The organism is Nonomuraea sp. NPDC049625 (genome assembly GCF_040675285.1).
Taxonomy (GTDB): domain Bacteria; phylum Actinomycetota; class Actinomycetes; order Streptosporangiales; family Streptosporangiaceae; genus Nonomuraea; species Nonomuraea angiospora_A.
The window spans coordinates 1-25,208 of sequence record NZ_JBFAOQ010000015.1; the positions used below are offsets into that span (position 1 = coordinate 1).

Genomic DNA, 25,208 nt, shown 5'->3' on the forward strand with positions numbered 1-25,208 from the left:
CCTTCATCGACGGCAAGCTCGTCGAACGTCCCGCAGACTCGCCCGTCCCCACAGCCGCCTAGGAACTCACGATCCACAGGTCTTGACTATTGCTCAAGGGACGGCCCGCCAGGCGAGCGATCACGAGTCTGACCCGGATGTTATGCGGGTGGGCGACCTACTTCTGCTACAGGGTCGCCAAGGCGGTCGTCCAGCACCGCTCCGTCCGGGGGCCTCGACACTATGTCCGCCGCCGGTGAAGATCAGAAGAGTTCGGTTTGCCTTTCTACGGGAGGAAGAAGTGAGCGAGTATCCCCAGGATCGCCTGTACGCCGGCGAGCTGCACATGTGGGGCAACGGGGAGTGGTTCAAGCGCAACAGGAAGCTGGACACGCCTGGCGACCGGGTGAGGGTCGGCTTCACCACCTTCTTCATAGGTCAGATCCCCGACAGAGGGCTGCGGGTGCAGTTGCCTGAGGTAGGTAGCTACGTCGAGTTGGGTGACTACTTCGGTCGGGTCAGTTGGAGTCAGGAGGGGGATTCTGACGAGGATTGGGAGGACGGGGATGCTGCTCCTGACGAGGATTGGAGCGATTTCTGCGCACCAGTCGAGGCGAAAGTCGTCGCCGTCAACACCGAGCTCGCCAACACTCCGGAGCTACTCATCAGGGACCCCTACGGCGAGGGCTGGCTGTTTGAGATGGAGATCCATGACCACAAGCCCAAGTCCGATTTCAATTGGGACGCGGACGGTTACGCCGAGTTCATCGCCCAGGACAGCGACTAGACAGGCAATCGCCGGGGTGCCCACCTACGTGAGCTTCTAGGGGTCCCGGTAGTAATGGCGCAGGATCCAACGGATACGCCCCTCACCTGTGCTTATCCAGCGTTCTCAGGCTGGTGGGCCAGACCGCGCCCTGCCTACCAATGCCACCCTCAGGGCTGTGCAGCTTGGCGTTGGCGGCCGGGCCGCCGTCCCTCGCCGTAGCCGTCGATGCCCGTCCCCGCGGCGGTGGAGATGACCAGGGTGCTGGCCGAAAGTTCAGCCGTCGTCCGGAGCCTAAAGACCGATCAGCGGCGCGGTGACGCGGGCTGTTGCGGCGGCGAGTGCGCTGCGTCGCTGTTTGTCCATGGCATCGAAGAAGTAGCGCTCCTCGCCGAGCGCGATGGCGAACTCCAGGATGGAGCGGCTTAGGTTGTTGACGTTACTGTCTCCGAAATAGCCGCTGTCGAACCACTCGCGGGCCTTGGCGCCAGATCCCGTGGTGGCGGCCGATGCGTTCGCGGACGCCGATCACCCGGAACCCGGCGCGAGCGTGCAGGGTCAGGCTGGCGGCGTCTTTGGGGAAGATGCCGGACTGGATCGTCCAGATGCCCGCGGGCCGTGGAGGCGAACAGTGCCCGCAGCAGCGCCAGGCCGACGCCACGGCGGCGGGCACCGGGGTGCACGTGGACCGAATGCTTGACCACCCCGGCGTAGGCGCTGCGGGCCGAAACGGCCGATGCGGCGATCCAGCCGAGTAGCCGATCAGGCGGGCCGTCGAGGGTGGCGAGGGCGACGTGGCGATGGTCGGGCAGCTTGGACGTTTCGAACTGGGCCCAGGTCGGGGTGGTGGTCTCGAAGGTGGCCTGGCCTTCGTCGATGCCGAGCTGGTAGACGGCCAGAACCTGATCGGCATGAGCGGCACGCATGGACTCGACGAGCGGCCATGGGCCGTCCCGTCCACGCTCACCTGATCGCCGTGTCCGCGGTAGTGGAGGTGAGGTCGGAGATCAGCGCACGTACGCGGGCCTCGATCGCGTCGCGGATCGGGCGTACGGCTTCGACGCCCTGGCCGGCCGGGTCGTCCAGCACCCAGTCCTCGTAGCGCTTGCCGGGAAAGATCGGGCAGGCGTCGCCGCAACCCATGGTGATCACGACGTCGCTGGCCTGGACGGCATCGACGGTGAGCACTTTGGGAATCTCGGCGGAGATGTCGATGCCACGCTCTGCCATCGCCTCCATCACGGCCGGGTTCACCTGATCGGCGGGCGCGGAACCGGCCGAACGCACGCGTACCCGATCGCCGGCCAGGTGGGTCAGGAAGGCGGCGGCCATCTGGGAGCGGCCCGCGTTGTGCACGCACACGAACAACACCTGCGGCGGCGCGTCGATCTGGTCCGGCACGGGTTCCTCCTATCGAGGCTGGTAGGCGGAGCCGGGGACGGGCTCCGCAGCGGGCTGCGGGCTGTTCGGGTAGAGCGCGACCAGCAGCAGGCCGCCGAGCGCGGCTCCGGCCAACTGGGCGACGATGAAAGCGGGCACCGAAGCAGGGGCGATCCCAGCGAAGGTGTCGGTGAAGGCCCGGCCCAGGGTGACAGCAGGGTTGGCGAAGCTCGTACTGCTGGTGAACCAGTAGGCGGCGCCGATGTAGCCGCCGACCGTGACCGGGGCGAGCGCGGCGCGGCCTTGCCGGGCCAACGCGAAGACGACCACGATGAGCCCCGCGGTGGCCACCACCTCACCCAGCAGCAGGTGAGGGGCCGACCGGTCATGAGCCGAGATCTGAACGGCCGGGAGCGCGAACATGGCGTTCGCCAGGACTGCCCCCGCGACGGCTCCAGTGACCTGGGCGGGCAGGTAGGCCGCTACTTCCCGTCCGCGCATCGCCGGGGCAGCGTCGCGTCGGGTGAGTACCCAGGCCGCCACGGAGACGACCGGATTGAAGTGCGCGCCGGACACGGGTCCGAGGATCAGGATGAGCACCGCCAGACCTGCCGCCGTGGCCAGGCTGTTGGCCAGCAGTTGTACGCCGACGTCACGCGAAAGATCGGTTGCCATGATGCCGGAGCCGACCACCACGGCCACCAGGGCGGCGGTGCCGGCGAACTCGGCAAGCGACCGGCGTGCCAGGTTCACCGCGCGTCCGCGGCAAGCGTCTCGGGCAGGGCCAGAACACTGGTCAGGCGCTTCAGTGAGGCCGGGATGATCCAGTAGTAGACCCAGGTGCCGCGCCGCTGGCTGTCGATCAGGCCGGCCTCACGCAGCACTTTGAGATGATGCGAGATCGTCGGCGCGGTGACCTCGAAGGCGCCGGTCAACTCGCACACGCACACCCCGTCGCCGATCCGCCGGCCGTTCTCCTGCGCGCCGATCAGGGACAGCAGCCGCAACCGGATCGGGTCGCCGAGCGCCTTGAACACGCGAGCCATCTCCGCGGCCTCGTCCTCAGCGATCGGCTCGGCGATCAACGGTGTGCAGCACTCGGAGGCGAGCACCGGCAGCTCCTGTTTCGACATATCTCTAATTTGACAGATTCCTAAGCAGCGGCGCAAACTCAACACTACTTAGACATCCGTCGAAGCAACGATGGGAGATCGTCATGTCTCGTGTCCAGCTCGCCCTCCGTGTCGCCGATCTGGAGAGCTCGATCACGTTCTATTCCAAGCTGTTCGGCACCGAACCGGCCAAGCGCCGCCCCGGCTACGCCAACTTCGCCATCGCCGAACCCCCGCTCAAGCTGGTGCTCATCGAGGGGGAGGAGGGCGAGCCGACCCGCATGGACCACCTCGGCGTCGAGGTCGAGGACACCGCCCAGGTCAACGCCGCCACCCAGCGGCTCAAGGACGCCGGGTTGGCCACCTTCGAGGAGAACGACACCTCTTGCTGCTACGCCCTCCAGGACAAGGTCTGGGTACACGGTCCTGGCGCCGAGCCATGGGAGGTGTACGTGGTCAAGGGCGACGCCGGCATGCTGACCAAGGAAACCGATTCGGCCTGCTGCACCCCGGCCGGCGAGCAGGCCACCGAGCCGGTCAGCGCCTCGGCCAACTGTTGCTGACCACGGGCTTCTCTTCGCTCGCTGTGGCCCATGCGTGCAGGCTTGCGGGCCATCCCTGCAGGCGCGCTCTTCTGAGAACGCGCTGAGCTGCATCCTTGTGCCTGGCGCTCGAAGGTCTTGCCGACCCGACCGGGTGACGAAGTGGCTGACAACGAAGGCGTTCGATCATGGACGTCCTCGGTCGCTTCGAGAGGGCGAGCGCTCAGGCCAACCGTCTCGGCGTAACTCGCATTGGGGTTACCCAGCAGCAAGGACACCTTCGTCTGGCTGGACGTGCTGACCCAGAAGGTGCGCAAGGGCGGCCGCATCATCAACGCCGACGGCCGCCGGGAGATCCTCGGTTCACGTACCGCGTCCGTGGACGTGACCCGGAGACGCCGTACTGGCGCGAAGCCCTATGACGCCGCGGCCGGCTCGGGTGCGCCGCCGGGTGCCGGAGGCGCACCCGAGCCGGCAGCGGGGTTGGCTGGAGGCGTTGAGCGGAGCGTCTCCTGGGCCGAGGTGATCTTGCGGATGACGCCGATCGCCAGAACGGCCGCGATCAGCATCAGCCCGAGGCCGACCACCTCCAAGCGCAGGGCGAAGGCGATTCCCTCCAGGTTGATGGAGAAGTTGAGCAGGCCCCAGGTCGCCTTCGTCATCACCCAGGCGGCAAGCCAGGCCGCCCACCAGGCGTTGATCAGCCCCTTGGCAGAGCCTGGGGGCGTGGAGGCGCGCCAGATGTCGTCCACGATCTGCTTGGGAATCCAGAACCAGCTGATCGGCATCACCCACCCGGCGATCACCCAGGCCCTGCTGTGCCGGTGACCGTTCAGCGAGAGGCTCACGGCGTTGGTTCTGACGCGGAACAACCAGGCCAGGAACCCGGCCACGGCCACGAGGAAGATGAAGAATCGCGCGACCCCGGACCCTTGGAGGAGCAGTTCCCCCGTTCGCATCGCCGCCTCGGAGACGGATTCGAAATCACTGCTCATACGATCCACGAGCGACGCGTACCAGAGGTTGATCCCCACTGTGGCGGCCCCGACGAGGGAATCGGACACCACGGCCGCGATGGCGAAGAGCGCGACGCCACCGACCGGGCGCAATCGCCCTTGAGAGAGCTGCATCACCTGGAGGCCTTCGGAAGGGGGGATCGAGGTGTGCACCAGTATGTATCCCCAAGATCTGGAAGAGGATCGGATCCCCCATCCGGGATCCTCTCGTGATCAACCTGCGGCGCTCCCACGCTGACACAACCGCGCCACCGCGCACACGTACCCGGCCACGGTCTGGGTTGGTCAAGCAGGGCGATTGATCCGACTAAGGAGGGCCAGCAGGATGGTCATGACGAGTCCGAGCGCGGCCAGCGACAGGCGGTCGGCGGTGTTCTCGCCGTTGGCGATCACCCCGAACACGGTGTGCGCCACGAGCGCCCCGCCGGCCAGCGCCAGGCTGTGCCGGTCGCGCCATCCGCCGTGTGCCGTCCATCGGCGCAGCAGTACCGCTGCCACCACCGCCAGGAGCGCCGCAGCCAGCATCGGGACCGCCACCCAGCCGCCTTGGGTGAAGGCCGGGTGCTGGGCGCCGCCGAAGGGGAACAGGAGCGCGAGATATCCGAACGCCATCACCCCGGCCAGGCACGCGACGACCGGCGGCGCGGGAAGCGTCCGGGGCGCGGCGGCCGGCACGTCCGTCGGGCGGGGGACGAACCGCAGCGCGAGCACCGCGAGTACCGCGATCGCCAGCACGAACGCCGCCAGTACCGCCGGCGGCGCCTGGTAGCCGGGGTCGATGAAGGCCGTCGTCCACCGCAGCAGCAGGGCGCCCAGCACGAACACCACCCCCGCCACGACCAGCCCGGTCCGCCCCAGATAGGGACGATGGCGAAGATCCGGGACGATGAGATCCACCAACAGGATCGGCAGCGCCACGCTGAAGACCGCGTGGTAGGGGATGTTCAGCTCGGTGTAGGCGCTGTTGAGGCCGAGGATCCTGGGCGCCCAGTCGGCCACGCCGTAGATGGTCGGGCTGGTGAGCGCCTGCAGCGCCAGCCCTTCCTCCACGATCCCGTACGCCGCCCCGAGCAGCAGGATGGCGAGCCAGCCCCGGCCGGTACGGCGTACCAGCTCGCGGATCAGTACGGTGCCGGCGCCGTAGATCGGCACCCACAGCAGCAGCAGCCACGCCTGGCGGAGGGGCGGATTGCCGAGCGTGAGCTCGGCGACGACCGGGGTGAGCCCGGCCAGCAGGAGCGCGGCCCACCGGCCGCGTGCTCGTGAGGTGACCATGCGCCTACGGTCTCCCGCGGCGGGCGCGGGGCGCTGCTGCCGCCAGGCCGGTCCTTGGCCTCTTCGGTCGCTTCCGGGTGGTGACTTTGGTTGCCATGGCGGGGCGGTGATGGTGACCTTGGTTGCTTACCAGGTGTAAGGCTGGTGGATACGATCTGCGGTTGTGTTCGCAGCACAAGCACAGGGCCAGGACGGGGGCCGCCGCGACGGCGAACCCTGGAGGCATGGAGAAGCCGCAGGCGATGACCGCTCGGGACGGGATCGCGCAGCCGGGAGTGGTGGCCAGGGCGGGAGTGGCTGGGGATCGGGGGCGGGTGGGCGGCCGAGGGCGGGGCGGTCGCGGCGTGACTGGGCGGTCGGGGCCGGTGGCATCGTGCTCGCCGTGGCCGGGGCCGGGGCGGTGGTCTGGGGTGATCTGGTCCCGGGGATGCCCGGCTGGTATCTGTGGGCCGACGTGGCCGGCGGGGCTCTGGCGTGCGTGGGGCTGTGGTTGTGCCGGCGGTGGCCAATGGCGGCCTCGCTGGTCGTCATCGCGTTGTCCATCCCGGCCGCGGCCGCGTCGGTGGCCGCGGGGATCGCCACGCTCGTCGCGGCGCTTTACCGGCGACCGCCCGCGGCCGTCGCGGTGGGGGTGGCGTGGGTGGCGGCGACGCTGGTCAGGTTCGCCTGGCGGCCGCCGGGGCTGGCGCCGTATCCGGTGTGGGCGCTGGTCGGCGTGCTGTTCGGCGGGGCGATCACCGGCTGGGGCATCCTGGCCAGGACCCGGCGGGAGCTGCTGGCGTCACTGGCGGAACGGGCCCGCCGCGCCGAGGCCGACCAGCGGCTGCGCGCGGAGGAGGCCCGCCGCGCCGAACGCCTCGGCATCGCCCGCGAGATGCACGACGTTCTCGCCCACCGGCTGTCGCTGCTGGCGGTGCACGCCGGGGCGCTGGAGTTCAATGCCGGCGCCAGGCCGGACGAGGTCGCCGAGGCGGCCGGGGTGATCCGGACCAGCGCCCACCAGGCCCTGCAGGAGCTGCGCGCGGTCATCTCCGTGCTGCGCGAGAGCCCGTCGGCCGAGCTCCCGCTGACCGGGCTCGCGCCGCTGGTGGAGGAGTCGCGGCGGGCCGGGATGCGCATCGAGCTGTACGAGCACGACGTACGCTTCGCCGACCTGCCGGAGACGACGCGGCGCACGGCGTACCGCGTCGTGCAGGAGGGGCTGACCAACGCGCGCAAGCACGCGCCCGGCCGGCCCGTCACCGTCGTGGTCTCCGGCGCGGCCGGTGGGGAGCTGACGGTCGAGGTGCGCAACCCGCCGGCCGCCGGGCGGGAGGCGGCGGAGCTGGCCACGACCGGGGGCGGGGCCGGGCTGGCCGGGCTGGAGGAACGGGTCTCGCTGGCGGGCGGGCGCCTGGAGCGGGGACGTACCGAAGGCGGCGGGTTCCGGCTGGCGGCGCGGCTACCATGGCCACGTGAGCGGCCCCATGAGTGAGCCGGTGAGCGGGTCCACGGATCCGCCCGTGAGCGGAGCTGCGGGTGCGGCCGGGGGTGGGTCTGCGGGTCCGTCCGGGTCTGCGGGTCCGTCCGGGGGTGCGGGTCCGTCCGGGGGTGGGTCTGCGAGTGCGGCCGGGGGTGAGGTTGCGAGTGCGTCCCTTGGCGGAGGTGGGGGTGCGTCCGCCGCGATCCGGGTGCTCATCGTGGACGACGACGCGCTCGTCCGTACCGGGCTGACGTTGATGCTCAAGGGCGCGCCCGCCCTCCAGGTGGTGGGCGCGGTGGCCGACGGTGCGCAGGTCCAGGCCGCGGTCGGCGAGTACTCTCCCGACGTGGTGCTGATGGACATCCGGATGGCCGGCGTCGACGGCATCGACGCGACCCGCAGGCTGCGCGCCCGCCAGGACGCGCCGGAGGTCATCATCCTGACCACGTTCGACGCCGACGAGCACGTGTTCCGGGCGCTGCGCGCGGGAGCCAGCGGGTTCCTGCTGAAGGACACGCCGCCCGAGGGGATCGTCGAGGCGATCCGGCGCGTCGCCGCCGGCGAGCCCAGCCTGTCGCCGAGCGTCACCCGGCGGTTGATCGCCCACCTGGTGCCCGAGGAGGACAACCGGCGGCGGGCCGACGCCCGGCGGGTATTGTCGGCACTCAGCGAGCGCGAACGGGAGGTGGCGCTCGCGGTCGGGCAGGGCAAGACCAACGCCGTCATCGCCGGCGAGCTGCACATGAGCGTGGGCACGGTCAAGGGCTACATCTCCCGCATCCTCACCAAGGCAGGCTTGGACAACCGCGTTCAGCTGGCCCTGGTCGTCCACGACGCCTCGTAGGACAGCGCCGGCTGGCTCGCTCCGGCCTCGTGCCGCCGTCCGGCGAAGCCGCGCTGAGCCGCATCCCTGGCGGTCGCAGGTCTTGCCGTCCCCAAGGCGGCTCCAGGCCAACGGGTGCCTGTCGTCGAAGATCCTTCGTAGGGCATCATGGCGCGATGAGCGCGCGCTACGACGACGTGATCGGCCCCCTCCGAACGGCATACGACGATGGCGCCGAGCGACGTGAGGTCAGCGGCAAAGCCCCGTGGAAGCTGGCGGAGCGGGAGGCGTTCCTGAGCCGTCTGCAGGGCGACCGTCGCGGGCGACTGCTGGAGGTCGGCGCCGGAACGGGCCAGGACAGCGCGTACTTCCAGGAAAACGGCCTGGAAGTCGTGGCCGTCGATCTGTCGCCTGCCATGGTGGCTCTCTGCCGGGAGAAGGGCATTGAAGCGCATGTCATGGACTTTCTGAGCCTCGATTTCGCACCGTGTTCGTTCGACGCGGTGTACGCGCTGAACTGCTTGCTGCATGTGCCCAACAGCGACCTTCCAGCGGTACTGGATACGATCCACACGCTCATGCGGCCCGGTGGCCTCTTCTTTCTCGGCGTGTATGGCGGAGGCAGCGTGACGGGTGAGGGTCCCTTCGAAGGGGACGATCACCATCCTCCTCGGTTCTTCTCTTTCCGCAGCGATGAGCAGCTCCAGGAGTACGCACGAAAGACTTTCGAGGTGGTGGATTTCCACGTCGTGGGATCTGACAAACTCCGGTTCCAGTCGCTGACGTTGCGGCGATCTGGATGATCAGCTTTAGGAACATGAGGGGAATCCGCAGGGTGTCGGCCAGAGCGATCGCCATGGGCGCGTTGATGATCGTCGGATTGTCTGATCCGGCAGCGGGAAGCGACTTCGCGTCCGGCGAGCAGGTCAGTACGGCTGCCGTGGCCTCGTCGCGGGCCGATGTCCCTCCCCTCGGCACGCCCGTCGGCAAGCCCCTCAAAGGGCACACAGCCCAGGTGGAGGCGGTGGCGGTGGGCAAGCGCAGCGACGGCACTCCGGTCATCGTCTCCGCCGGCTACGACAAGACCGTGCGGATCTGGGACTTGGACACCGGAAAGGCCCTCGGCAAGCCCCTCAAGGGCCACAAGGGTGAGATCTACGATGTCGCCGTCGGCAAACGCAGCGACGGGACCCCGGTCATCGTCTCCGGTGCCGCCGATGACATACGGATCTGGAACCTGGACACCGGCAAGCCGATCGGCAAGCCCCTCAAGGCTCGGAACGGGCTTGTCTGGGCGGTGACGACCGGCAGGCGCAGCGATGGCACCCCGGTCATCATCTCCAGCGGTGACGCCCTGACCAGGGACGTCGAAATCTGGAACCTGGACACGGGAAAACTCATCGGCAAGCCGTCCGTCAACCCCTTCGCGTTCACGGTCACCCAGCTGGTGACCGGTAATCGCAGCGACGGCACCCCTGTGTTCGTCACGGGCGCGACCAACGGCAGGGCGCGCATCTGGAACATGAACACGGGCAAGCCCCTCAGCAAATCTCTCAGCCGATGTGGCACCTGCCTGGTGGAAGGGCTCGCCGTAGGCAAGCGCGGCGACGGCACTCCGGTGGCCGTCACCAGTGAAATCCCGCCAGGCCCCGCCGAGGAAGGCAGCACCCCCAAGAGCTCTATCCGGATCTGGAACCTGGACACCGGCAAGCCCATCGGCGAATCCATCACCGCCCGGAGCGAAACCACCATGGAGGTCGCGGTCGGGCAGCAAGGCGACGGCTCCCCGGTCATCGTTTCCGGCGATGGCGACGGGAGCCTGTCGGTGTGGGACCTGGACACGGGAGATCGCATCGGCGGACCTTTCACCGGACACACTCGCGCGACATTCGCGCTGGCGATCGGGAAACGCACCGACGGCACCCCTGTCGCCATTTCGAGCGGCCTCGACAAGACCATCCGGGTGTGGAGTCTGGGCGCTTGAGGATCCACGGCACAGCGATGAAGGGCATGTGATGGATGGTCAGCGGTTCGCCGAGATCGCGCGTGCGGCCTTCGGGAAGGGGCGCCGGCCGGCAGGGGTCAAGCGGCTCAAGGGCGGGAGCAAGAAGGGCGTTTATCGGCTCTCGTTCGACGACGACGGGCCCGGCGCGATCGTCTACGTCTGGTCCCAGGAGGAGGACTTCTGGCCCGCCGCGGCGAACGCCGACGCGGAGACCCCGTTCGGTCATGCGTCCGGGCTGCGGTTCTTCGAGGTCGCCCATGGGCGATTGAGCGGCCTCGGGGTGCGGGTGCCCGAGGTCTACCTGGTGGACCGGCCGGGCGACGTCGTGGTGGTCGAGGACGTACGCGGCGGGACGCTGGAGGCGTTGCTGCGCGACGACCCGGCGCGGGCGGGCGGCGTGATGGATCGGCTGGCGGAGAACCTTGAGGCCATGGGGCGGGAGCGGGCCCCGTGGGTGGGGAAGATCGAGGGGATCCGACGGCGATCCGCGGTCGAGGTCGTGCTGGAGCACGCGCTGCGGGACCTGGACGAGGCGGCCGTCCGGGTCGGGCGGATCGGCGCGGTCCGGGAGGAGTTCGAGAGCGCGCTGCGGGAGATGGCCGCGGGCGTGCGGCCGCGGGCGGATCACGGGCTCATCCACGGGGAGCTCGGGCCCGACCACGTGCTGGTGGACGACCACGACGCGCCGGTGCTGATCGACATCGAAGGCACGATGTTCTTCGACGTCGAATGGGAGCACGTCTTCCTGCGGATCCGGTTCCACGAGCACTACGAACGGCTGCGCGTCGACGGGCTGGACGAGGGCCGGATGAGGCTGTACGAGCTGGCCCAGCATCTGTCGCTCACCGCGGGGCCGCTCCGGCTGCTCGACGGCGATTTCCCGGACCGGGAGTTCATGCTGGGGATCTCGAAGTTCCACAGCGGGGAGGCGCTGGAGTTCCTCGCGGGAAGGCGATGAGTTCCGCGGGCCGGAGCAGTCTTAAGGGCATGCGGAAAATCATCTACTCGATGCTGATCTCCCTCGACGGCTACGTGGAGTCCCCGAACGGCGACATCGGCTGGTCCGCGCCCGACGAAGAGGTCCACGCGTTCATCAACGACATGTCCCGCGAAATGGGCGGATCCCTGTACGGCCGGCGCCTCTACGAGAACATGTCCGCCTATTGGCCCACCGCCGACCAGAGCCCCGACGCCCACGCGCTCGAGGTCGACTTCGCCAGGATCTGGCGGGCCATGCCCAAGTACGTCTTCTCCAAGACTCTCGACCAGGTCGGCTGGAACAGCACGCTCGTCACCGGCGACCTCGAGGAGGAGGTGACCAGGCTCAAGCGGCAGGACGGCGGCGACCTCGACCTGGGCGGGGCCACGCTGGCGTGGAGCGTGCTGCGGCTCGGGCTGGTGGACGAGTTCCGCATCTTCGTCCACCCGCTCGTGCTGGGCGCGGGCAAGCCGTTCTTCCCCCACCTCGACGCCTCCATCAGGACCCGGCTGCTGGAAACCCGGGCGTTCCCCTCGGGCATCGTTTACCTTCGCTACGAAGTCACGTAGCCTGACAGGAAACCCTTAGGAAGGTTTCCTATCGATTATGCGCGCGCTGCCCGCCTTAGCGGCTCTGCTGCTGATCACGGCCTGCGGCCCGGCCCGGACCCAGGAGGCCCCGGTCAACGCCGAGGACGTGATGTTCGTGCAGATGATGGTGCCGCACCACCGGCAGGGCATCGAGATCGCCAAGGTGGGGGCGGAGCGTGCCACCACGCCGGAGCTCAGGACGCTGGTCGCGGCCATCGCCGGCACGCAGCAGAGTGAGGTCGAGCGGATGCTGCGCTGGCTGCACTCCTGGGACCAGCCGCTCACGCCCCCGAGCGGTGCGCACGATCACCACGGAGGCATGCCCGAGACCGACGTCAAGCGGATCCAGGCGCTGCGGAAGTCCAAGAGCTTCGAGCACGACCTGCTCAACCTGCTCATCGCGCATCAGGACGACGCCGTGCAGCTGGCCGCCGCCGAGGTGGCGGGCGGGGCCAACCCGGCCGTTCAGCAGTGGGCGGGGCAGGTGCGGACCTCGCGCAAGGGGCAGATCGAGATCATGATGAAGCTGCTGAAGCGGTGAGGAAGTCCCGGAGGGCCCCCTCGTAGCGAGCCCGGTCGACGTTCCAGGAGCCCACGTGGCCGCCGCCCTTCGTGCGTACGAGCGTCACCAGGTCCGGCCTGAGCTTCGCGAACCGCAGCGAGGGCTCGACGGGCACGCTGGTGTCGTCGTCGTCCACGAAGAGCAGGATCGGCTGTCTGAACTCCTTCCCGTGCCGCACGTGGTCGAGGTCGTCGAGCGAGATCCCCGTACGCCGCTCCACCACGAACTTGCCCACCGAGGCCAGCCAGCCCGGCACCCCCCGCTGCCGCGCTCCCAGGTCGATGGGCGCGTTCCAGTCCATGACCGGGCTGTCCAGGATCAGGCCCTTGATCGGCTCGCCGGGTAACATCCTGGCCGCCATCGGGGCGATGCCCCCGCCCATCGAGAACCCGTACAGCACCACTCCGGTCGCCCCCTGGCCGCGGGCGTAGGAGATGGCCGCGGCGACCTCGCGCCACTCGGTGGCGCCGAGGTGGAACGTGCCGTCCTCGCTCGCCGGCGCGCCCTCGTCGTTGCGGTAGCTGATCGCCAGCACCGGGATCCCCAGCGAGTGGAGGACGGGCAGGAAGCGCAGGGTCTCGGAGGCGTTCGCGTTGCGGCCGTGCACGGCGATCACCCAGGTCTTGGAGGTGCCGGGGGTTCGCCAGGCGGGGAAGTCGCCTAACTCGCCGCGGATCGACACCCTCTCGTACGGCAGGTCGAGCGCCGAGCGCGGGTCCTCGTGACCCCAGATCCAGCGGTCGAAGTACGCGTGGACGCCCGGCGCGAGCGTGCCCCTCCGCACGCGGGTCACCTTCCTGACGACCGTGGAGCCGGCGACGGAGACCACCGGTCCCAGCGTGGCGTTGCCGTCGCGCCAGGTCAGCCCGTACGTGCCGGGCGCCGCGGTGTCGGAGCCGCCCTTCAGCGTGACCTTCGAGCCGTCGAAGGCCACCACCTCCAGCGGGTACGATCCCCCGTGCGAGGGGTCGATCACCAGCCCGGAGTAATACCAGCCCGCGCCACCCAGCCCCACCAGCGCCAGGACCGCCAGGACGGCCGCGATCCACGCCAGCACACGTCTCATGACGAAATCATAGACGGCCACACGAATAAGTGATTAGATCACTTGATATGTCCGAGGTAACGCGGCCGACGCTGTCCGACGCTCTGACCGAGCGCATGCTGGAGCTCATCCGTACGGGAGGGCACCGGCCGGGCGACAGGCTGCCCTCGACCAGGGAGCTCTCCCAGCGTTTCGCCGTCACCACCCCGACACTGCGCGAGGCGCTGCGCAGGCTCGAGGCCACCGGGGCCATCGAGATGCGGCACGGCTCCGGCATCTACGTCGGAACCGACATCGAGCGGGTCGTCCTGCCCAACCCCAACATGCGCGAGATGCACGCCGCCCAGCTCCTGGAGCTGCTCGGCGCGCGGATCGTGATCGAGCCGCCGCTCGCCGCGATGGCCGCGCACAACGCGGACTCCGAGGAGCTGGCCCCGCTCAAGCGGGTGCTCGAAGAGGCGGGCAGGCACCTGCGCGGCCACGACGCCCTCCTGCACGACGCGAACATGTCCTTCCACCGGGCGACGGCCCGGCTGGCCGGCAACAGCGTGCTGCACGAGGTCGTCGACTCGCTGCTCACCGTCCACGGACCCGAGCAGCAGGAGATCCTGCAGATCTTCGACGACCGGCGCCGCGACTACGACGAGCACCTGGCGATCCTGGAGGCCATCGAAGCACGCGACGCGGCGCAGGCCGAGGAGCGCATGCGGGCCCACCTGGTGGACGTCAAGACGGTTATAGAGCACAGGTTGCAATCACCCCTGACGTAAGACCCCTGAAGAAACAAGGAGGCCGGTCCATGTTCCGGTCACGTGTGGTCACGCTCGGCGTGGCGGCGCTCGTCCTGACCGCCTGCGGCGGAAACGGCGCCGAGACGCAGAAGAAGAGCGAGCTGACCCTGTACAACGACAAGGGCGCCTGGACGAAGTACTTCGACCAGATGGGCGCCCTGTCCAAGCAGAGCATCGGCCTGGGCATGAAGCCGACGGGATACACGGACTCGGCCCAATACCAGGCGTTCATCAAGGCGTCGTTCCGCACGAACGTCAAGCCTGACCTGTTCACCTGGCAGACCGGGGGGATGCTCGAAGAGATCGTCAAGCAGAAGCAGGTGGCCGACACCACGGACATCTGGCAGCAGGCGATCCAGGCCGGCGACCTGTCGAAGGACCTCGCGCCGTACTACACGATCGACGGCAAGCAGTACTGCGTGCCGATGAACGTTGCGTACTGGGGCATGTTCTACAACAAAAAGATCTTCGACAAGTACGGGCTCACCGCGCCGAAGACGTGGGACGACCTGGTCAAGGTGGCCGACACGCTGAAGAAGAACGGCGTCAAGGCCTTCTACCACACCAGCGTGCTGTTCTCCTTCGTCTGGTTCGAGCAGCTCATGGCCGGCTCCGACCCCGACCTGTACGACCGCCTGTCCACCGGCAAGGCCAAGTACACCGACCCGGGCGTGGTCCAGGTGATGGAGAAGTGGAAGTCCCTCATCGACGCCGGATATTTCATCAACCCTGGCGACAAAACGGACCCGGGTGACGTGCTGAAGAACGGCAAGGCGGCGATGGTCTCCTTCGGCACCTGGTTCAACACCAGCATGACCCAGCGCAACATGAAGGCCGGCGAGGACTACGACTTCTTCGTCATCCCCAACGTCAACCCCTCGCTGCCCAAGACCTCGATGATCTTCGAGAGCGGTCCGCTCTGCTCGCTGACCAAGGGCGCCGACCCCGCCGCCAACCAGAAGTACCTCAAGTGGTGGACCACGTCGGAGGCGCAGGAGAAGTGGGCGAGCAGCAGGGGAGACGTGAGCGCCAACCCCAAGGTGAGCATCTCGGACAAGGCGCTCGGCACCGTCACGAAGGATGCGGGCAGCGGCCAGTACCGCCTGGTCAACCGGTACTTCGAGGCCACGCCGCCGCCGGTCCTGACGGCCGCGCTGGACGGGTTCGGCAAGTTCGTGACGGAGCCCGGCAGCTACAAGGAGGTCCTGGAGACCATCCAGAAGGCCGCTGATGAGTACTGGAGCACGCATCAGTGATGCGCGCACCTATACTCGGGCGGTTCGGGTTCGGCTATGTGGCGCCCGCGGTCCTGCTGGTCGCGGGGCTGCTCTACGCGCCGTTCCTGTGGACGGCCTACCTCAGCTTCACCCGCTATGACGGCCTGGAGCCGGCCCAGTGGATCGGCGCGCACAACTTCGGCAAGCTGCTCGACGACCCCGCCCTGCTCACCTCGATCCGCAACACGCTGCTCTGGGTCATCGGCACCATGGTGCTGCCCGTCGGGCTCGGCCTGCTGGTCGCGGTGCTGTCGTACGACATCAAGGGCGGCGTGTGGTTCCGGGTGCCGTTCCTGCTGCCGTACGCGCTGAGCGGCGCCGGCCTGGCCATGGTGTGGAGCCCGATCCTGTCGCACGACGGCATCGCCAACAAGCTGCTCGGCGTGGACACCGCGTTCCTGCAGGACGCGCCGGTCAACACGCTGGCGATGCTGCTGGTCTGGACGTGGCAGCAGCTCGGCGTCAACATGCTGCTGTTCGTGGTGGGGCTGCAGTCGATCCCGAAGGAGCCGATCGAGGCCGCCCGGCTCGACGGGGCCGGCGGGTGGCGGCTGTTCAGGTACGTCATCTGGCCGCTCATGAGGCCGCTGACGGCGGTCGTGGTCGGGCTCGCGCTGGTGGCGAGCCTGAAGACGTTCGACATCGTGTGGGTGCTGACGCAGGGCGGGCCGGGGCGCAACTCGGAGACGCTGGCGGTGACCATGTACAAGGAGACGTTCGTGGCCAGCGACTACGGTTACGGCTCGGCCGTGGCGGTGATGCTGACCGTCGTCACGGGGCTGGCGTCCTACCTCTATCTCAAGCGGCAGGTGTCCCAGTGATCCGGCGAGCCGTCCTGGTCGTGCTCGGGCTGGTCTGGCTCGGGCCGACGTACCTGCTGCTCGTGAACGCCTCGCGCCCGGCCGCCTCGTACGATCCGGGCCGGGCGTGGGCGCCCTCGTCCGACTTCGCGCTGTTCGAGAACTTCGCGCGGGCGCTCGACAGCGCCAACCTGACGCAGAGCCTGGCCAGCACCGCGCTCTACGCCGTCGTCTCGCCGCTGCTCGGCGTGCTCATCGGGGCGCTGGCCGGGTACACGATCGTGGTGCTGCGGCTCCGGCACGGGTTCTTCTGGTTCATCCTGATCTTCGGCGGCACGGTCTTCCCCTCGCAGATGCTGCTGGTGCCGCTGTTCGTCGGCTACAGCGACGCCGGCCTGTACGACAGCCGCCTCGGCATGATCCTCATCTACACGGCGATCAGCGTGCCGCTCGCCGCCTTCGTGCTGCGCAACTTCTACACTGGCGTAGCGTTCTCGATCTTCGAAGCGGCCAGGATGGACGGCGCCTCCACCTGGCGCATCTTCTGGGGCATCTACCTGCCGATCTCGCTCAGCGCGCTGACGGCGGTGTTCATCCTGGAGTTCACCTTCGTCTGGAACGACCTCATCTTCGGTCTGACCCTGTCCCAGACCGAGGACGTGCGGCCGGTGATGACCGCCATCGCCGGCCTCATGACCGACGTGTACGCCGGGACGCCCGTGCCCGTCGGCCTGGCCGCGGGCCTTGTGGTCTCGCTGCCGACCGTCGTGCTGTTCCTCGCCACCCAGCGCCTCTTCGCCAGGGGCCTGTCTCTAGGGAGTGTTTGATGACGAGCCGGTTGCTCCAGCGGAGCCTGGGCAGTCCCGACTATGACGGGATCAGGCAGGCGCTGCGCGACGACACCTCGACACCGGTGATCAGCGTGCGCGGGCTGGAGGTTCGGGTCGCGGTGCTGCCGCTGTTCACCCATGACGGCCGGCAGGCGGTCAGGGTGTCGAGCACCGAGCCGCTGACCCACGTGCTGGTGGGCGTGGACAGCGCGTCGGGCAGCGACGTGACACTGCTGGTGCCCGAGGTGGACGCGCCGCGCGCGTTCACGCTGGAGTGCCGCGACGACGCGGGGGTGGTCGGCACCGCGCAGGTCACGGTGACCCCGCAGCGCAAGTGGAGCGTGTTCGTCGTCCACCACTCGCACCTGGACATCGGCTACACCGACCCGCAGGGCACCGTGCTCCGCCACCACCTCGACTACCTGGACGCGGCGCTGCGGCTGGCCGAGGAGACCGCGTCCTGGCCGGACGACGCGAAGTTCCGCTGGTCGGTCGAGTCGTCGATGCCGGCGCTGAAGTGGCTGGCCGCGCGGCCCGCCGAGATGGTGGAGTCCTTCGCGCAGAAGGCCCGCGAGGGCGTGATCGAGGTGACCGCGCTGCCGTTCCAGCTCCACACGGAGGCGTGCTCGACCGAGGAGCTGCACCGCCAGCTCCGTTTCACCACCCAGCTGGAGCAGAAGTACGGCTTCGCCACCAAGTCCGCCATGCACACCGACGTGCCGGGTGCGGTCGTCGGCCTGGTGGACGCGCTGCACTCGCACGGCGTGCGTTACCTGGCCGCGGCGCACAACTGGGCCGGTCGCTCCGTGCCCTACCTGCACGGCGGCGACAAGCTGACCAGGCCGTTCCGCTGGCGGGCGCCGAGCGGCAACGAGATCATCGTCTGGTTCACGGACACGCCGCACGGCATGGCGTACATGGAGGGCAACACGGTCGGGCTGACCGACTCCTACGAGCTGGCCGACGACCTGCTGCCGCGTTACCTGTCGGCGCTGGCCACGCGCGGCTACCCGTACGGGCCGGGGACGTTCGGCTGGCAGGGGCCGGACGCGCCGAAGGAGCCGTACGAGCTGGACGTGCTGCACCTGCGCGTGCAGGGAGCGCACGCCGACAACGCGGGCCCGTCGATCGTGCCCGCGTCGATCGCGCGCCGGTGGAACGAGGAATGGGCCTACCCGCGCCTGCGCTCGGCCGTGAACAGCGACTTCTTCGAGCACGTCGAGGAACGCTACCACGACCGGCTGGCCGTGCACGAGGGCGACTGGACCGACTGGTGGGCCGACGGGCTCGGCTCGGGCGCGCGCCCGCTCGGCTACGTGCGCCGGGCACAGTCGGCCCTGCGGGTCGCCGAGACGCTGCACACGCTGGCCGGGGTGGACGCGACCGAGCAGGTGGACGCGGCCTACGACAAGGTCGCCCTGTTCAACGAGCACACCTGGGGCGCGGCCAACCCGTGGGAGGACGCCGAGGAGGCGGGCGACTCGGGCGGCCTGCAGTGGACGCGCAAGTCGTCCGGCGCCTACGACGCCCAGGACGACGCGGCCGACCTGCTGCACGCCGCGGTCCGCAGGTTCGGCGCCGCGCTGTCGGAGGCGGGCACCGAGGGTGGCGCGCTGGCCTCGTTCGCCGTCTTCAACCCCGGCACCTGGACGCGGACCGACGTGGTCCGCGCGTTCCTGCCGAGGGACGTGGTGGGCGTGGACGTGCCGATCGCGCTGGTGGACTCGCGGACCGGCGAGACGCTCCCGCACCACGAGGAGCTGGTGCACCCGGACGACTGGCCGACCCGGCCCATCGGGCGGCACGTCCACGCGGTCGTCCCCGGCGTGCCCGGCTACAGCTACGCCCGCCTCGACGTCGTGCCCGGCGTGAACCAGGCCCCCGAGCCGGTCGAGCTGGACCCGAGCGGGGTGATCGAGAACGAGTTCTACCGGGTGGCCTACGACGTCCGCGAGGGCTACGTCGGCTCGATCTTCGACAAGCGGGCCGGCCGCGAGCTGGTCAACGGTGACGCGGCGGCCGGTTTCGGCCAGTACGTCTACGACCAGTACGCCACCGCCCCGCATTTCAACCATTTGTCGGGACACGTCGGAGCGCACGACCGCACGCTCCTCGGCGACCGGGCCATCGGCAAGGGCGCCACGATCACCAAGGTCCAGCGCACGGCCGTCGGCGAGAAGCTGGTCGTCGAGCTGCATGGCAAGGGCGTCGACTGGATCCGCACGACGATCGAGCTGCACGCCGGCGTGCCCAGGGTCGACCTGACCTACCAGCTCGCCAAGCAGGGCACCCCGGCCAAGGAGGCCGTCTTCCTGGCCTTCCCGTTCGCCACCGGGCCGGCCACCGCCTGGGAGCTGACCGGCGGCATCGGCGGTCCTGACGTGCCGCGCGTGCCCGGCTCGGCCGAGTACATGCTGCCGATCAGGCACTGGATCGCTTTCGAGGACCCTGAGCTGACCGTCGCCTGGGCCACGCTGGAAGCGCCGCTGGTGCAGCTCGGCACCATCCACATGCCGTACGCGCCGTTCCCGCCGACCCTCGACCAGGAGGACGGCACGGTCTATTCGTGGGCGCTCAACAACATCTGGGACACGAACTTCCCGGCCCAGCAGCAGGGCGAGACCACGTTCCGCTACGCCGTGACCTCGGAAGCCGGGGCACAGGGCAGGCGGCTCGGCGCGGCGGTGGCCTCGGGGCTGACCGAGCCGTTCGTCGGCGCGCTCGTCACCGACAGCCCCGACGTCACCGAGACCTACGTGTCCGTCGACCACCCCGACGTGCTCGTCACGTCCCTCGGTCGGACGGGTGAGGAGCGCGTGGTGCGGCTGCAGTCGCTGGCCGCCGAGCCGGTCGAGGTGACGGTCGGCCTGCCGGGCCTGCGCTCGGCCCGCGGGCTCGATGTCGTGGACGAGACGGTCAAGGTACGGCTGCCCGCGTGCGGGGTGGCCGTTGTTTGGGGGACGTGTTCGTGAAGATCGTTGACATCAGGGCCACGACGGTCGCGGTCCCGCTGGAGGCGCCGCTGCGGCACAGCAACGGCGCCCACTGGGGCCGGTTCGTGCGCACGATCGTCGAGGTCGAGGCCGACAACGGGCTGGTCGGGCTCGGCGAGATGGGCGGCGGGGGCGAGAGCGCGGAAGCGGCGTTCCGGGCGCTCGTGCCGTACCTGAAGGACCATGATCCCTTCCAGCTGGAGGCGCTGCGCTTCAAGATCGCCAACCCGACGGCCTCGCTCTACAACAACAGGACGCAGCTCCTGGCGGCCATCGAGTTCGCCTGCATCGACCTCATCGGGCAGCACCTGGACGTGCCCGCGCACGACCTGCTCGGCGGGCGGATCCGCGACGCCGTGCCGTTCGCCTCGTACCTGTTCTTCCGGTACGCGGCCAAGGGGTACGGCGAGATCCGCACGCCCGACCAGCTCGTCGAGCACACCAAGCAGCTCAAGGCCGACCACGGGTTCACCGTGCACAAGCTCAAGGGCGGCGTGTTCCCGCCGGACCACGAGCTGGAGTGCTACCGGGCGCTGGCCGAGGCGTTCCCCGGCGACCGGCTCAGGTACGACCCGAACGCCGTGCTGTCGGTGGCCGAGGGGCTGCGCTTCGGCCGGGCCATCGAGGGGCTGAACAACGACTACCTGGAGGACCCCGTCTGGGGGCTCGAAGGGCTCAGGGCCATCCGCGAGCAGGTCAGGGTGCCGCTGGCGACGAACACCGTCGTCGTCAACTTCGAGCAGCTCGCCTCCAACGTCATGCGCAGGGCCGCCGACGTGGTGCTGCTGGACACGACGTTCTGGGGCGGCATCAGGCCGTGCGTGAAGGCGGCGGGGGTGTGCGAGACGTTCCAGCTCGGGGTGGCCGTGCACTCCTCGGGCGAGCTGGGCATCCAGCTGGCGACCATGCTGCACCTCGGCGCCGTGCTGCCGAACCTCACCTACGCCGCCGACGCGCACTACCACCAGCTCAGGGACGACGTGATCGAGGGCGGGAAGCTGGCGTACTCGGAGGGCGCCATCGCGGTGCCGTCCGGCCCCGGGCTGGGGGTGCGCCTGGATCCCGAGCGGGTCGCTCAGTACGCCGAGTTCTACCGGGAGACGGGCGGCTATCCGTACGACCGGGACCCCGGGCGGCCCGGCTGGTACGCCACTGTGCCGAACGAACGGTTCGCCGACCCCACCGTGTCCCTCGATATAGCTCCATAATTGGGCGACATGTCGGAAGAAACCCAGCCGGCCCCGCCGGCTGACAATCTCGTCACCACCTCGCACACGCTGCCGTCCGGGCAGGCGTACACCGCCACCACCGGCACCATGGTGCTGCGCGAGGAGGTGATCGACGACGGCAAGTTCGGGGGCCTGCGGCCCAAGGCCGAGATGTTCGTCACCTCGTACACGCTCGACGGGGCCGAGCCGCTGAGCAGGCCGGTCACGTTCGCGTTCAACGGCGGCCCGGGATCGTCGAGCGTGTGGCTGCACCTGGGCGTGCTCGGGCCGCGCCGGGTCGTGATGGGGGACGCGGGCGCGCTCCTGCCTCCCCCTTACGGGCTGGCCGACAACGAGGAGAGCCTGCTGAGCGTGAGCGACCTGGTCTTCATCGACCCGGTCTCGACGGGCTACTCGCGGGCGGCCGAGGGTGAGAAGCCGGAGCCGTACCACGGCTTCACCGGCGACATCGAGTCCGTCGGGGAGATCATCCGGTTGTGGACCACCAGGAACGGGCGGTGGATGTCGCCGAAGTTCCTGGCGGGGGAGTCGTACGGGACGGTCAGGGCGGCCGGGCTGGCGGACCATCTGCAGTCGCGGTATGGCATGTACCTCAACGGCGTGATGCTGATCTCCTCGGTGCTCGACTTCATCACCGGGGATTTCAACCAGGGCAACGACCTGTCCTACGCCCTCTACTTGCCGACTTATGCCGCTATTGCGCACTATCACGGGTTGCACGGTGACCGGCCGCTGCCCGACGTGCTGCGCGAGGCCGAGGCGTACGCCGAGCGCGACTACCCGTGGGCGCTGGCCCGCGGCAACCGCCTCACCGGCGAGGAGCGCTCGGCCGCCGTCTCCACGGTCGCCGCGCTGACCGGGCTGAGCGAGGACTACGTCGACCGCGTGGACCTGCGGATCGAGCACATCAGGTTCTTCACCGAGGTGCTGCGCTCGCGCCGCCAGGTGGTCGGCCGCCTCGACGGCCGGTTCACCGGCTGGGACCCCGACTCGGGGCGCGAGCACTTCTCCGCCGACCCCAGCATGAACGCGATCATGGGCCCCTACAGCGCCGCGCTCAACCACTACCTGCGCGCCGAGCTGGGCTACGCCAACGACCTGCCGTACGAGGTGCTCACGTCGCGGGTGCACCCGTGGTCGTTCAAGGAGTTCGAGGGCGCCCACGTCGCGGTGGTCGACAAGCTGGCCGACGCGATGCGGGCCAACCCGCACCTGCGCGTGCACGTGGCCTGCGGCTACCACGACGGCGCGACGCCGTACTACGCCGCCGAGCACGCGTTCGCGCACCTGCCCGTGCCCGCGGAGCTGGCCGCCAACGTCGAGTTCAGGTACTACGAGGCCGGCCACATGATGTACGTCCACGAGCCGAGCAGGCTCCGGCAGTCAGCCGACCTGGCCGCCTTCGTGCTCGGTCAGCAGGGCTGAGGCCCGGGCCAGGCGCTGTTTGAGGTTGTCGCGGAGCGCGGCGAAGCGGTCGGGGTTGTCCCGGACGACCGCCCGCTGGAGCTCCGCGTCGGCCGTGAACCAGGCCGCCACCAGGCCCGACGACCACTTGCAGGTCGTGTCGGCGGTCGCGGTCTGCTTCTCGTCCTCGCTGACGGCAGGCTTGTCCAGGTCCCAGCGGCTGTCGGCGATGGCGGCCTCGGGAGCCGGGTAGGACTCGCCCGCCTGGCCCATGCACGTCTCCCAGCGCTTGGCGGCCGCCGTCACGGACGGATCCTTGGCGGCCTGCTCCAGCGTGAGCGAGTCCTGGAGGGCCAGCCACGGCCAGTCGGCCTTCGTCGAGCCCTTGTCCAGGGTGAGCGTGGCCCGGTCCAGGCAGCCGCGGTCGGCGGCGGTGCCGTACAGGCGGTGCCGGGCGGGTTTGGGGAGCTTGCCGGCCCAGGCGCCCGTGGTGTCGGGCGAGGGCGGCCGGGCGAGGTGATAGCCGTAGGTCCTGGCCGCCTCGATGTCGGCCACGCCGTAACGGCGGGAGTTGCCGGGGTCCACCGCGGCGAGGGCGGCGGCGTCCTCCGCGGGTGGGTCGATCGTGATGCCCTGCTTGCGCATGCACTGCACGACGAGTTGGTTGTGGGCGTTGCCCAGGACGGCCCGCTGCTCGGGAGTGGTCTTGTAGGCGTCGAACGGCAGCACCAGCTCCGACACCGAGGAGACGCCTTTCACCGGCGCTCGCGGCGCGGGCTCGTCGGCGGCGCAGGCCGTGACCGTGGTCAGCAGCAGTGCGCCCGCGAGGAGTCCGCGACAGCCGGTTTCCGGCGGCCAAGCCCGGAAACCGGCACTCCCGTTACTGCTCAGCGGCACCAGATGTCGAGCGCGCTGGCGCGGTTGTTGCCGATGGCGTTGTTCGCCAGGAAGCCGTCGTTCGAGTTGTGCATGAACGTGCTGTGGGCTCCCGTGTACCCCGGGTGCTGCCAGAGGGTGGCGCTGCAGCCGATGCGGTTCCTGACAGAGCTGGTCTCGTTGTCCATGGTCTCCCAGGAGTTGCTGAAGTCCCAGTTCAGCCAGTTGTTGTCGGCGAAGTCCGAGTCGTCCTCGATGAAGTCACGCCAGTGGTCGACCTGACCGCGGTTGTAGTCGAAGCTGGCGTACAGGCAGACTCGACCGCCGTAGCAGGTCGAGCGGGGGCTGGCCACCGCTGCGGTGGCCGGCACGACCGCGGTCAACAGCGCGGCCGCGGCGACGATGCCGGCGGCCTTTCTCGATAGCCTCACAGGTCTCTCCTCGGTGAGTCGTTTCGACCTCGTAACCTAACGTGCAAGATCGATCACGAGTCGCTATGACTCGCCGCACGATCAAGGGCTGCGCGCCCGTGGATCGGGTCGCGTGCCCGGCACGCCGAGGACCACTGGTATCAGTGGTACGACCTGCAAGTTCCTCGCGTTGACACAACACTTGCCAGCTTTGGTAGGCCCCCAGGGGAACCTGTGGGCTATTCGGGAAGGGCGGCCGGATTCTGCGCGAGCAGGCCGCCGTCCACCCGGTGCTCGGCCCCGGTGATGAACGACGAGCGCGGCCCCGCCAGGAACGCCACCAGCTCGGCCACCTCCTCAGGGCGGCCCACCCGGCCCAGCGGGTGGGAGCGGCCCCATTGCGCGACCTGCTCCTCCTGCGACAGGTCGCCCCGCCACAGGTCCGCCGCCCAGCGCAGCATCGGGGTGTCCACCGAGCCCGGGCAGACCACGTTTACCCGGATGCCGTCGGCGGCGTGGTCGAGCGCCATGGCCCTGGTCAGGCCGTTGAGCGCGGCCTTGCTCGCGGTGTAGGCGGCCACCTGCGCCTGCGAGGAGAACGCCTGCACCGACGACATGATCACGATCGAGCCGCCGCCGCGGGCCCTCAGCTTGGGGACGGCCGCCTTGCAGGTGAGGTAGACGCCCTTGAGGTTGATGTCGAGCACCTCGTCCCAGACCTCCTCCGGGGTGTCCTCGACCGTGCCGTAGCGCTGCACGCCCGCGCAGGTGACGACGACGTCGAGCCCGCCGTACCTGGTCACGGCCAGGTCCACCAGGTCGCGCATGTCGCCGGCCCGGCGCACGTCGGCGACCACGCCGGTGACGCTCTCGGTGTCGAGCGCCGCGTCCTTGTCGACCCCGCAGAACACCACGGACGCCCCGCCGTCGGCCAGCCGGTCCACCACGGCCCGCCCGATGCCCATCGAACCACCCGTGACCAGCGCCACTTTCCCGCTGAACTCACTCATGCGCCCTCCTTCGTCGGGCGCATGAGTGATTCACTACTGCGTCTAATTGTTC

General features: G+C 69.3%; 27 protein-coding genes. 17 read left to right on the top strand and 10 right to left on the bottom strand.

Annotated elements, in window-relative coordinates; all coding sequences use genetic code 11:
• The first annotated feature begins 235 nt into the window (after nt 1–235).
• A complete protein-coding gene (locus AB0J87_RS46060; protein ID WP_363977590.1) occupies nt 236–766 on the top strand; it encodes a hypothetical protein in 531 nt (176 codons plus the stop codon).
• Nucleotides 767–1,170: 404 nt separating this feature from the next.
• Here AB0J87_RS46060 and AB0J87_RS46065 read toward each other — a convergent pair whose 3' ends face one another.
• Complete coding sequence (locus AB0J87_RS46065) at nt 1,171–1,623, bottom strand: GNAT family N-acetyltransferase (protein WP_363978439.1); 453 nt, start codon at nt 1,621–1,623, stop codon at nt 1,171–1,173.
• Here AB0J87_RS46065 and AB0J87_RS46070 point away from each other — a divergent pair.
• Nucleotides 1,540–1,716, top strand: coding sequence for a hypothetical protein (locus AB0J87_RS46070; RefSeq protein ID WP_363978462.1), 177 nt, complete (start codon nt 1,540–1,542; stop codon nt 1,714–1,716). The genes AB0J87_RS46065 and AB0J87_RS46070 overlap by 84 nt on opposite strands.
• Here AB0J87_RS46070 and AB0J87_RS46075 read toward each other — a convergent pair.
• From AB0J87_RS46075 to AB0J87_RS46085, 3 genes are read right to left on the bottom strand one after another with little or no spacing between them, the layout of a single operon-like run.
• Nucleotides 1,709–2,146: an arsenate reductase ArsC gene (locus AB0J87_RS46075; protein ID WP_363977593.1), complete on the bottom strand. Its 438-nt coding sequence runs from the start codon at nt 2,144–2,146 to the stop codon at nt 1,709–1,711. The two genes, AB0J87_RS46070 and AB0J87_RS46075, sit on opposite strands and share 8 nt — an antisense overlap.
• 9 nt (nt 2,147–2,155) lie before the next feature.
• Nucleotides 2,156–2,878: an MIP/aquaporin family protein gene (locus tag AB0J87_RS46080; RefSeq protein ID WP_363977596.1), complete on the bottom strand. Its 723-nt coding sequence runs from the start codon at nt 2,876–2,878 to the stop codon at nt 2,156–2,158.
• A complete protein-coding gene (locus tag AB0J87_RS46085) occupies nt 2,875–3,258 on the bottom strand; it encodes a metalloregulator ArsR/SmtB family transcription factor (protein ID WP_363977599.1) in 384 nt (127 codons plus the stop codon). Before AB0J87_RS46085 ends, AB0J87_RS46080 begins: the two co-directional genes overlap by 4 nt.
• Nucleotides 3,259–3,341: 83 nt before the next feature.
• Here AB0J87_RS46085 and AB0J87_RS46090 point away from each other — a divergent pair, with 83 nt between their 5' ends.
• Nucleotides 3,342–3,800, top strand: a complete 459-nt coding sequence (locus AB0J87_RS46090; protein WP_363977602.1) for an ArsI/CadI family heavy metal resistance metalloenzyme — start codon at nt 3,342–3,344, stop codon at nt 3,798–3,800.
• A 395-nt stretch (nt 3,801–4,195) separates the two neighbouring features.
• On the opposite strand, the gene AB0J87_RS46095 is transcribed toward AB0J87_RS46090, so the two are convergent.
• Nucleotides 4,196–4,948 carry a DUF4328 domain-containing protein gene (locus tag AB0J87_RS46095; RefSeq protein ID WP_363977605.1) on the bottom strand — a complete coding sequence of 251 codons (753 nt, stop codon included), beginning with the start codon at nt 4,946–4,948 and terminating at the stop codon, nt 4,196–4,198.
• Between the two features lie 132 nt (nt 4,949–5,080).
• Nucleotides 5,081–6,070, bottom strand: coding sequence for a hypothetical protein (locus AB0J87_RS46100; RefSeq protein WP_363977608.1), 990 nt, complete (start codon nt 6,068–6,070; stop codon nt 5,081–5,083).
• Between the two features lie 373 nt (nt 6,071–6,443).
• Between AB0J87_RS46100 and AB0J87_RS46105 the strand changes: the two genes are divergently transcribed.
• From AB0J87_RS46105 to AB0J87_RS46135, 7 genes are all read left to right on the top strand, one after another.
• Nucleotides 6,444–7,544, top strand: a complete 1,101-nt coding sequence (locus tag AB0J87_RS46105; RefSeq protein ID WP_363977611.1) for a histidine kinase — start codon at nt 6,444–6,446, stop codon at nt 7,542–7,544.
• Nucleotides 7,545–7,749: 205 nt separating this feature from the next.
• Nucleotides 7,750–8,376 (top strand): response regulator transcription factor, encoded by a 627-nt coding sequence (locus AB0J87_RS46110; RefSeq protein WP_363977614.1) that lies wholly within the window; start codon nt 7,750–7,752, stop codon nt 8,374–8,376.
• Nucleotides 8,377–8,531: 155 nt separating this feature from the next.
• Nucleotides 8,532–9,158 carry a class I SAM-dependent methyltransferase gene (locus AB0J87_RS46115; protein WP_363977617.1) on the top strand — a complete coding sequence of 209 codons (627 nt, stop codon included), beginning with the start codon at nt 8,532–8,534 and terminating at the stop codon, nt 9,156–9,158.
• Between the two features lie 14 nt (nt 9,159–9,172).
• A complete protein-coding gene (locus AB0J87_RS46120) occupies nt 9,173–10,339 on the top strand; it encodes a hypothetical protein (protein ID WP_363977619.1) in 1,167 nt (388 codons plus the stop codon).
• Nucleotides 10,340–10,370: 31 nt separating this feature from the next.
• Complete coding sequence (locus AB0J87_RS46125; RefSeq protein WP_363977622.1) at nt 10,371–11,318, top strand: phosphotransferase; 948 nt, start codon at nt 10,371–10,373, stop codon at nt 11,316–11,318.
• 29 nt (nt 11,319–11,347) lie between these two features.
• The gene (locus AB0J87_RS46130; protein WP_363977625.1) at nt 11,348–11,908 is read left to right on the top strand and encodes a dihydrofolate reductase family protein; all 561 of its coding nucleotides are present in this window, start codon (nt 11,348–11,350) and stop codon (nt 11,906–11,908) included.
• Nucleotides 11,909–11,945: 37 nt separating this feature from the next.
• Nucleotides 11,946–12,470: a DUF305 domain-containing protein gene (locus AB0J87_RS46135; RefSeq protein ID WP_363977628.1), complete on the top strand. Its 525-nt coding sequence runs from the start codon at nt 11,946–11,948 to the stop codon at nt 12,468–12,470.
• Here the strand turns inward: AB0J87_RS46135 and AB0J87_RS46140 are convergent.
• Nucleotides 12,445–13,557, bottom strand: a complete 1,113-nt coding sequence (locus tag AB0J87_RS46140; RefSeq protein ID WP_363977631.1) for an alpha/beta fold hydrolase — start codon at nt 13,555–13,557, stop codon at nt 12,445–12,447. The genes AB0J87_RS46135 and AB0J87_RS46140 overlap by 26 nt on opposite strands.
• 47 nt (nt 13,558–13,604) lie before the next feature.
• On the opposite strand from AB0J87_RS46140, the gene AB0J87_RS46145 reads away from it, so the two are divergent.
• Genes AB0J87_RS46145 through AB0J87_RS46175 form a run of 7 tightly spaced genes read left to right on the top strand, consistent with a single transcriptional unit; the run spans nt 13,605 to nt 22,881 of the window.
• On the top strand, nt 13,605–14,306 hold the full coding sequence (locus AB0J87_RS46145) for a FadR/GntR family transcriptional regulator (protein WP_363977634.1): 702 nt from the start codon (nt 13,605–13,607) through the stop codon (nt 14,304–14,306).
• Between the two features lie 29 nt (nt 14,307–14,335).
• Nucleotides 14,336–15,583 carry an extracellular solute-binding protein gene (locus AB0J87_RS46150; protein ID WP_355193515.1) on the top strand — a complete coding sequence of 416 codons (1,248 nt, stop codon included), beginning with the start codon at nt 14,336–14,338 and terminating at the stop codon, nt 15,581–15,583.
• Entirely contained in the window at nt 15,583–16,425 is an 843-nt protein-coding gene (locus AB0J87_RS46155) for a sugar ABC transporter permease (RefSeq protein WP_363977638.1), read from the top strand. Before AB0J87_RS46150 ends, AB0J87_RS46155 begins: the two co-directional genes overlap by 1 nt.
• On the top strand, nt 16,422–17,231 hold the full coding sequence (locus AB0J87_RS46160) for a carbohydrate ABC transporter permease (protein ID WP_363977641.1): 810 nt from the start codon (nt 16,422–16,424) through the stop codon (nt 17,229–17,231). Before AB0J87_RS46155 ends, AB0J87_RS46160 begins: the two co-directional genes overlap by 4 nt.
• Entirely contained in the window at nt 17,231–20,206 is a 2,976-nt protein-coding gene (locus AB0J87_RS46165; RefSeq protein ID WP_363977644.1) for a glycoside hydrolase family 38 C-terminal domain-containing protein, read from the top strand. The genes AB0J87_RS46160 and AB0J87_RS46165 overlap by 1 nt, the downstream gene beginning before the upstream one ends.
• Nucleotides 20,203–21,435, top strand: a complete 1,233-nt coding sequence (locus AB0J87_RS46170; protein WP_363977647.1) for an enolase C-terminal domain-like protein — start codon at nt 20,203–20,205, stop codon at nt 21,433–21,435. Before AB0J87_RS46165 ends, AB0J87_RS46170 begins: the two co-directional genes overlap by 4 nt.
• 9 nt (nt 21,436–21,444) lie before the next feature.
• Nucleotides 21,445–22,881 (top strand): peptidase S10, encoded by a 1,437-nt coding sequence (locus AB0J87_RS46175; RefSeq protein ID WP_363977650.1) that lies wholly within the window; start codon nt 21,445–21,447, stop codon nt 22,879–22,881.
• Here the strand turns inward: AB0J87_RS46175 and AB0J87_RS46180 are convergent.
• From AB0J87_RS46180 to AB0J87_RS46190, 3 genes are all read right to left on the bottom strand, one after another.
• Nucleotides 22,840–23,619 (bottom strand): hypothetical protein, encoded by a 780-nt coding sequence (locus tag AB0J87_RS46180; protein WP_363977653.1) that lies wholly within the window; start codon nt 23,617–23,619, stop codon nt 22,840–22,842. The genes AB0J87_RS46175 and AB0J87_RS46180 overlap by 42 nt on opposite strands.
• Before the next feature lie 128 nt (nt 23,620–23,747).
• Entirely contained in the window at nt 23,748–24,167 is a 420-nt protein-coding gene (locus tag AB0J87_RS46185; protein ID WP_363977656.1) for a peptidase inhibitor family I36 protein, read from the bottom strand.
• Between the two features lie 218 nt (nt 24,168–24,385).
• A complete protein-coding gene (locus AB0J87_RS46190) occupies nt 24,386–25,156 on the bottom strand; it encodes an SDR family oxidoreductase (protein ID WP_363977659.1) in 771 nt (256 codons plus the stop codon).
• Nucleotides 25,157–25,208 lie beyond the last annotated feature (52 nt).

Excerpts from the sequence above, each read along its gene's own strand:
- AB0J87_RS46085 (WP_363977599.1), bottom strand. The coding sequence starts at position 3,258 with ATGTCGAAACAGGAGCTGCCGGTGCTCGCCTCCGAGTGCTGCACACCG.
- AB0J87_RS46090 (WP_363977602.1), top strand. The coding sequence starts at position 3,342 with ATGTCTCGTGTCCAGCTCGCCCTCCGTGTCGCCGATCTGGAGAGCTCG.
- AB0J87_RS46100 (WP_363977608.1), bottom strand. The coding sequence starts at position 6,070 with ATGGTCACCTCACGAGCACGCGGCCGGTGGGCCGCGCTCCTGCTGGCC.
- AB0J87_RS46115 (WP_363977617.1), top strand. The coding sequence starts at position 8,532 with ATGAGCGCGCGCTACGACGACGTGATCGGCCCCCTCCGAACGGCATAC.
- AB0J87_RS46120 (WP_363977619.1), top strand. The coding sequence starts at position 9,173 with ATGAGGGGAATCCGCAGGGTGTCGGCCAGAGCGATCGCCATGGGCGCG.
- AB0J87_RS46125 (WP_363977622.1), top strand. The coding sequence starts at position 10,371 with ATGGATGGTCAGCGGTTCGCCGAGATCGCGCGTGCGGCCTTCGGGAAG.
- AB0J87_RS46130 (WP_363977625.1), top strand. The coding sequence starts at position 11,348 with ATGCGGAAAATCATCTACTCGATGCTGATCTCCCTCGACGGCTACGTG.
- AB0J87_RS46135 (WP_363977628.1), top strand. The coding sequence starts at position 11,946 with ATGCGCGCGCTGCCCGCCTTAGCGGCTCTGCTGCTGATCACGGCCTGC.
- AB0J87_RS46140 (WP_363977631.1), bottom strand. The coding sequence starts at position 13,557 with ATGAGACGTGTGCTGGCGTGGATCGCGGCCGTCCTGGCGGTCCTGGCG.
- AB0J87_RS46145 (WP_363977634.1), top strand. The coding sequence starts at position 13,605 with ATGTCCGAGGTAACGCGGCCGACGCTGTCCGACGCTCTGACCGAGCGC.
- AB0J87_RS46150 (WP_355193515.1), top strand. The coding sequence starts at position 14,336 with ATGTTCCGGTCACGTGTGGTCACGCTCGGCGTGGCGGCGCTCGTCCTG.
- AB0J87_RS46155 (WP_363977638.1), top strand. The coding sequence starts at position 15,583 with ATGCGCGCACCTATACTCGGGCGGTTCGGGTTCGGCTATGTGGCGCCC.
- AB0J87_RS46165 (WP_363977644.1), top strand. The coding sequence starts at position 17,231 with ATGACGAGCCGGTTGCTCCAGCGGAGCCTGGGCAGTCCCGACTATGAC.
- AB0J87_RS46175 (WP_363977650.1), top strand. The coding sequence starts at position 21,445 with ATGTCGGAAGAAACCCAGCCGGCCCCGCCGGCTGACAATCTCGTCACC.
- AB0J87_RS46190 (WP_363977659.1), bottom strand. The coding sequence starts at position 25,156 with ATGAGTGAGTTCAGCGGGAAAGTGGCGCTGGTCACGGGTGGTTCGATG.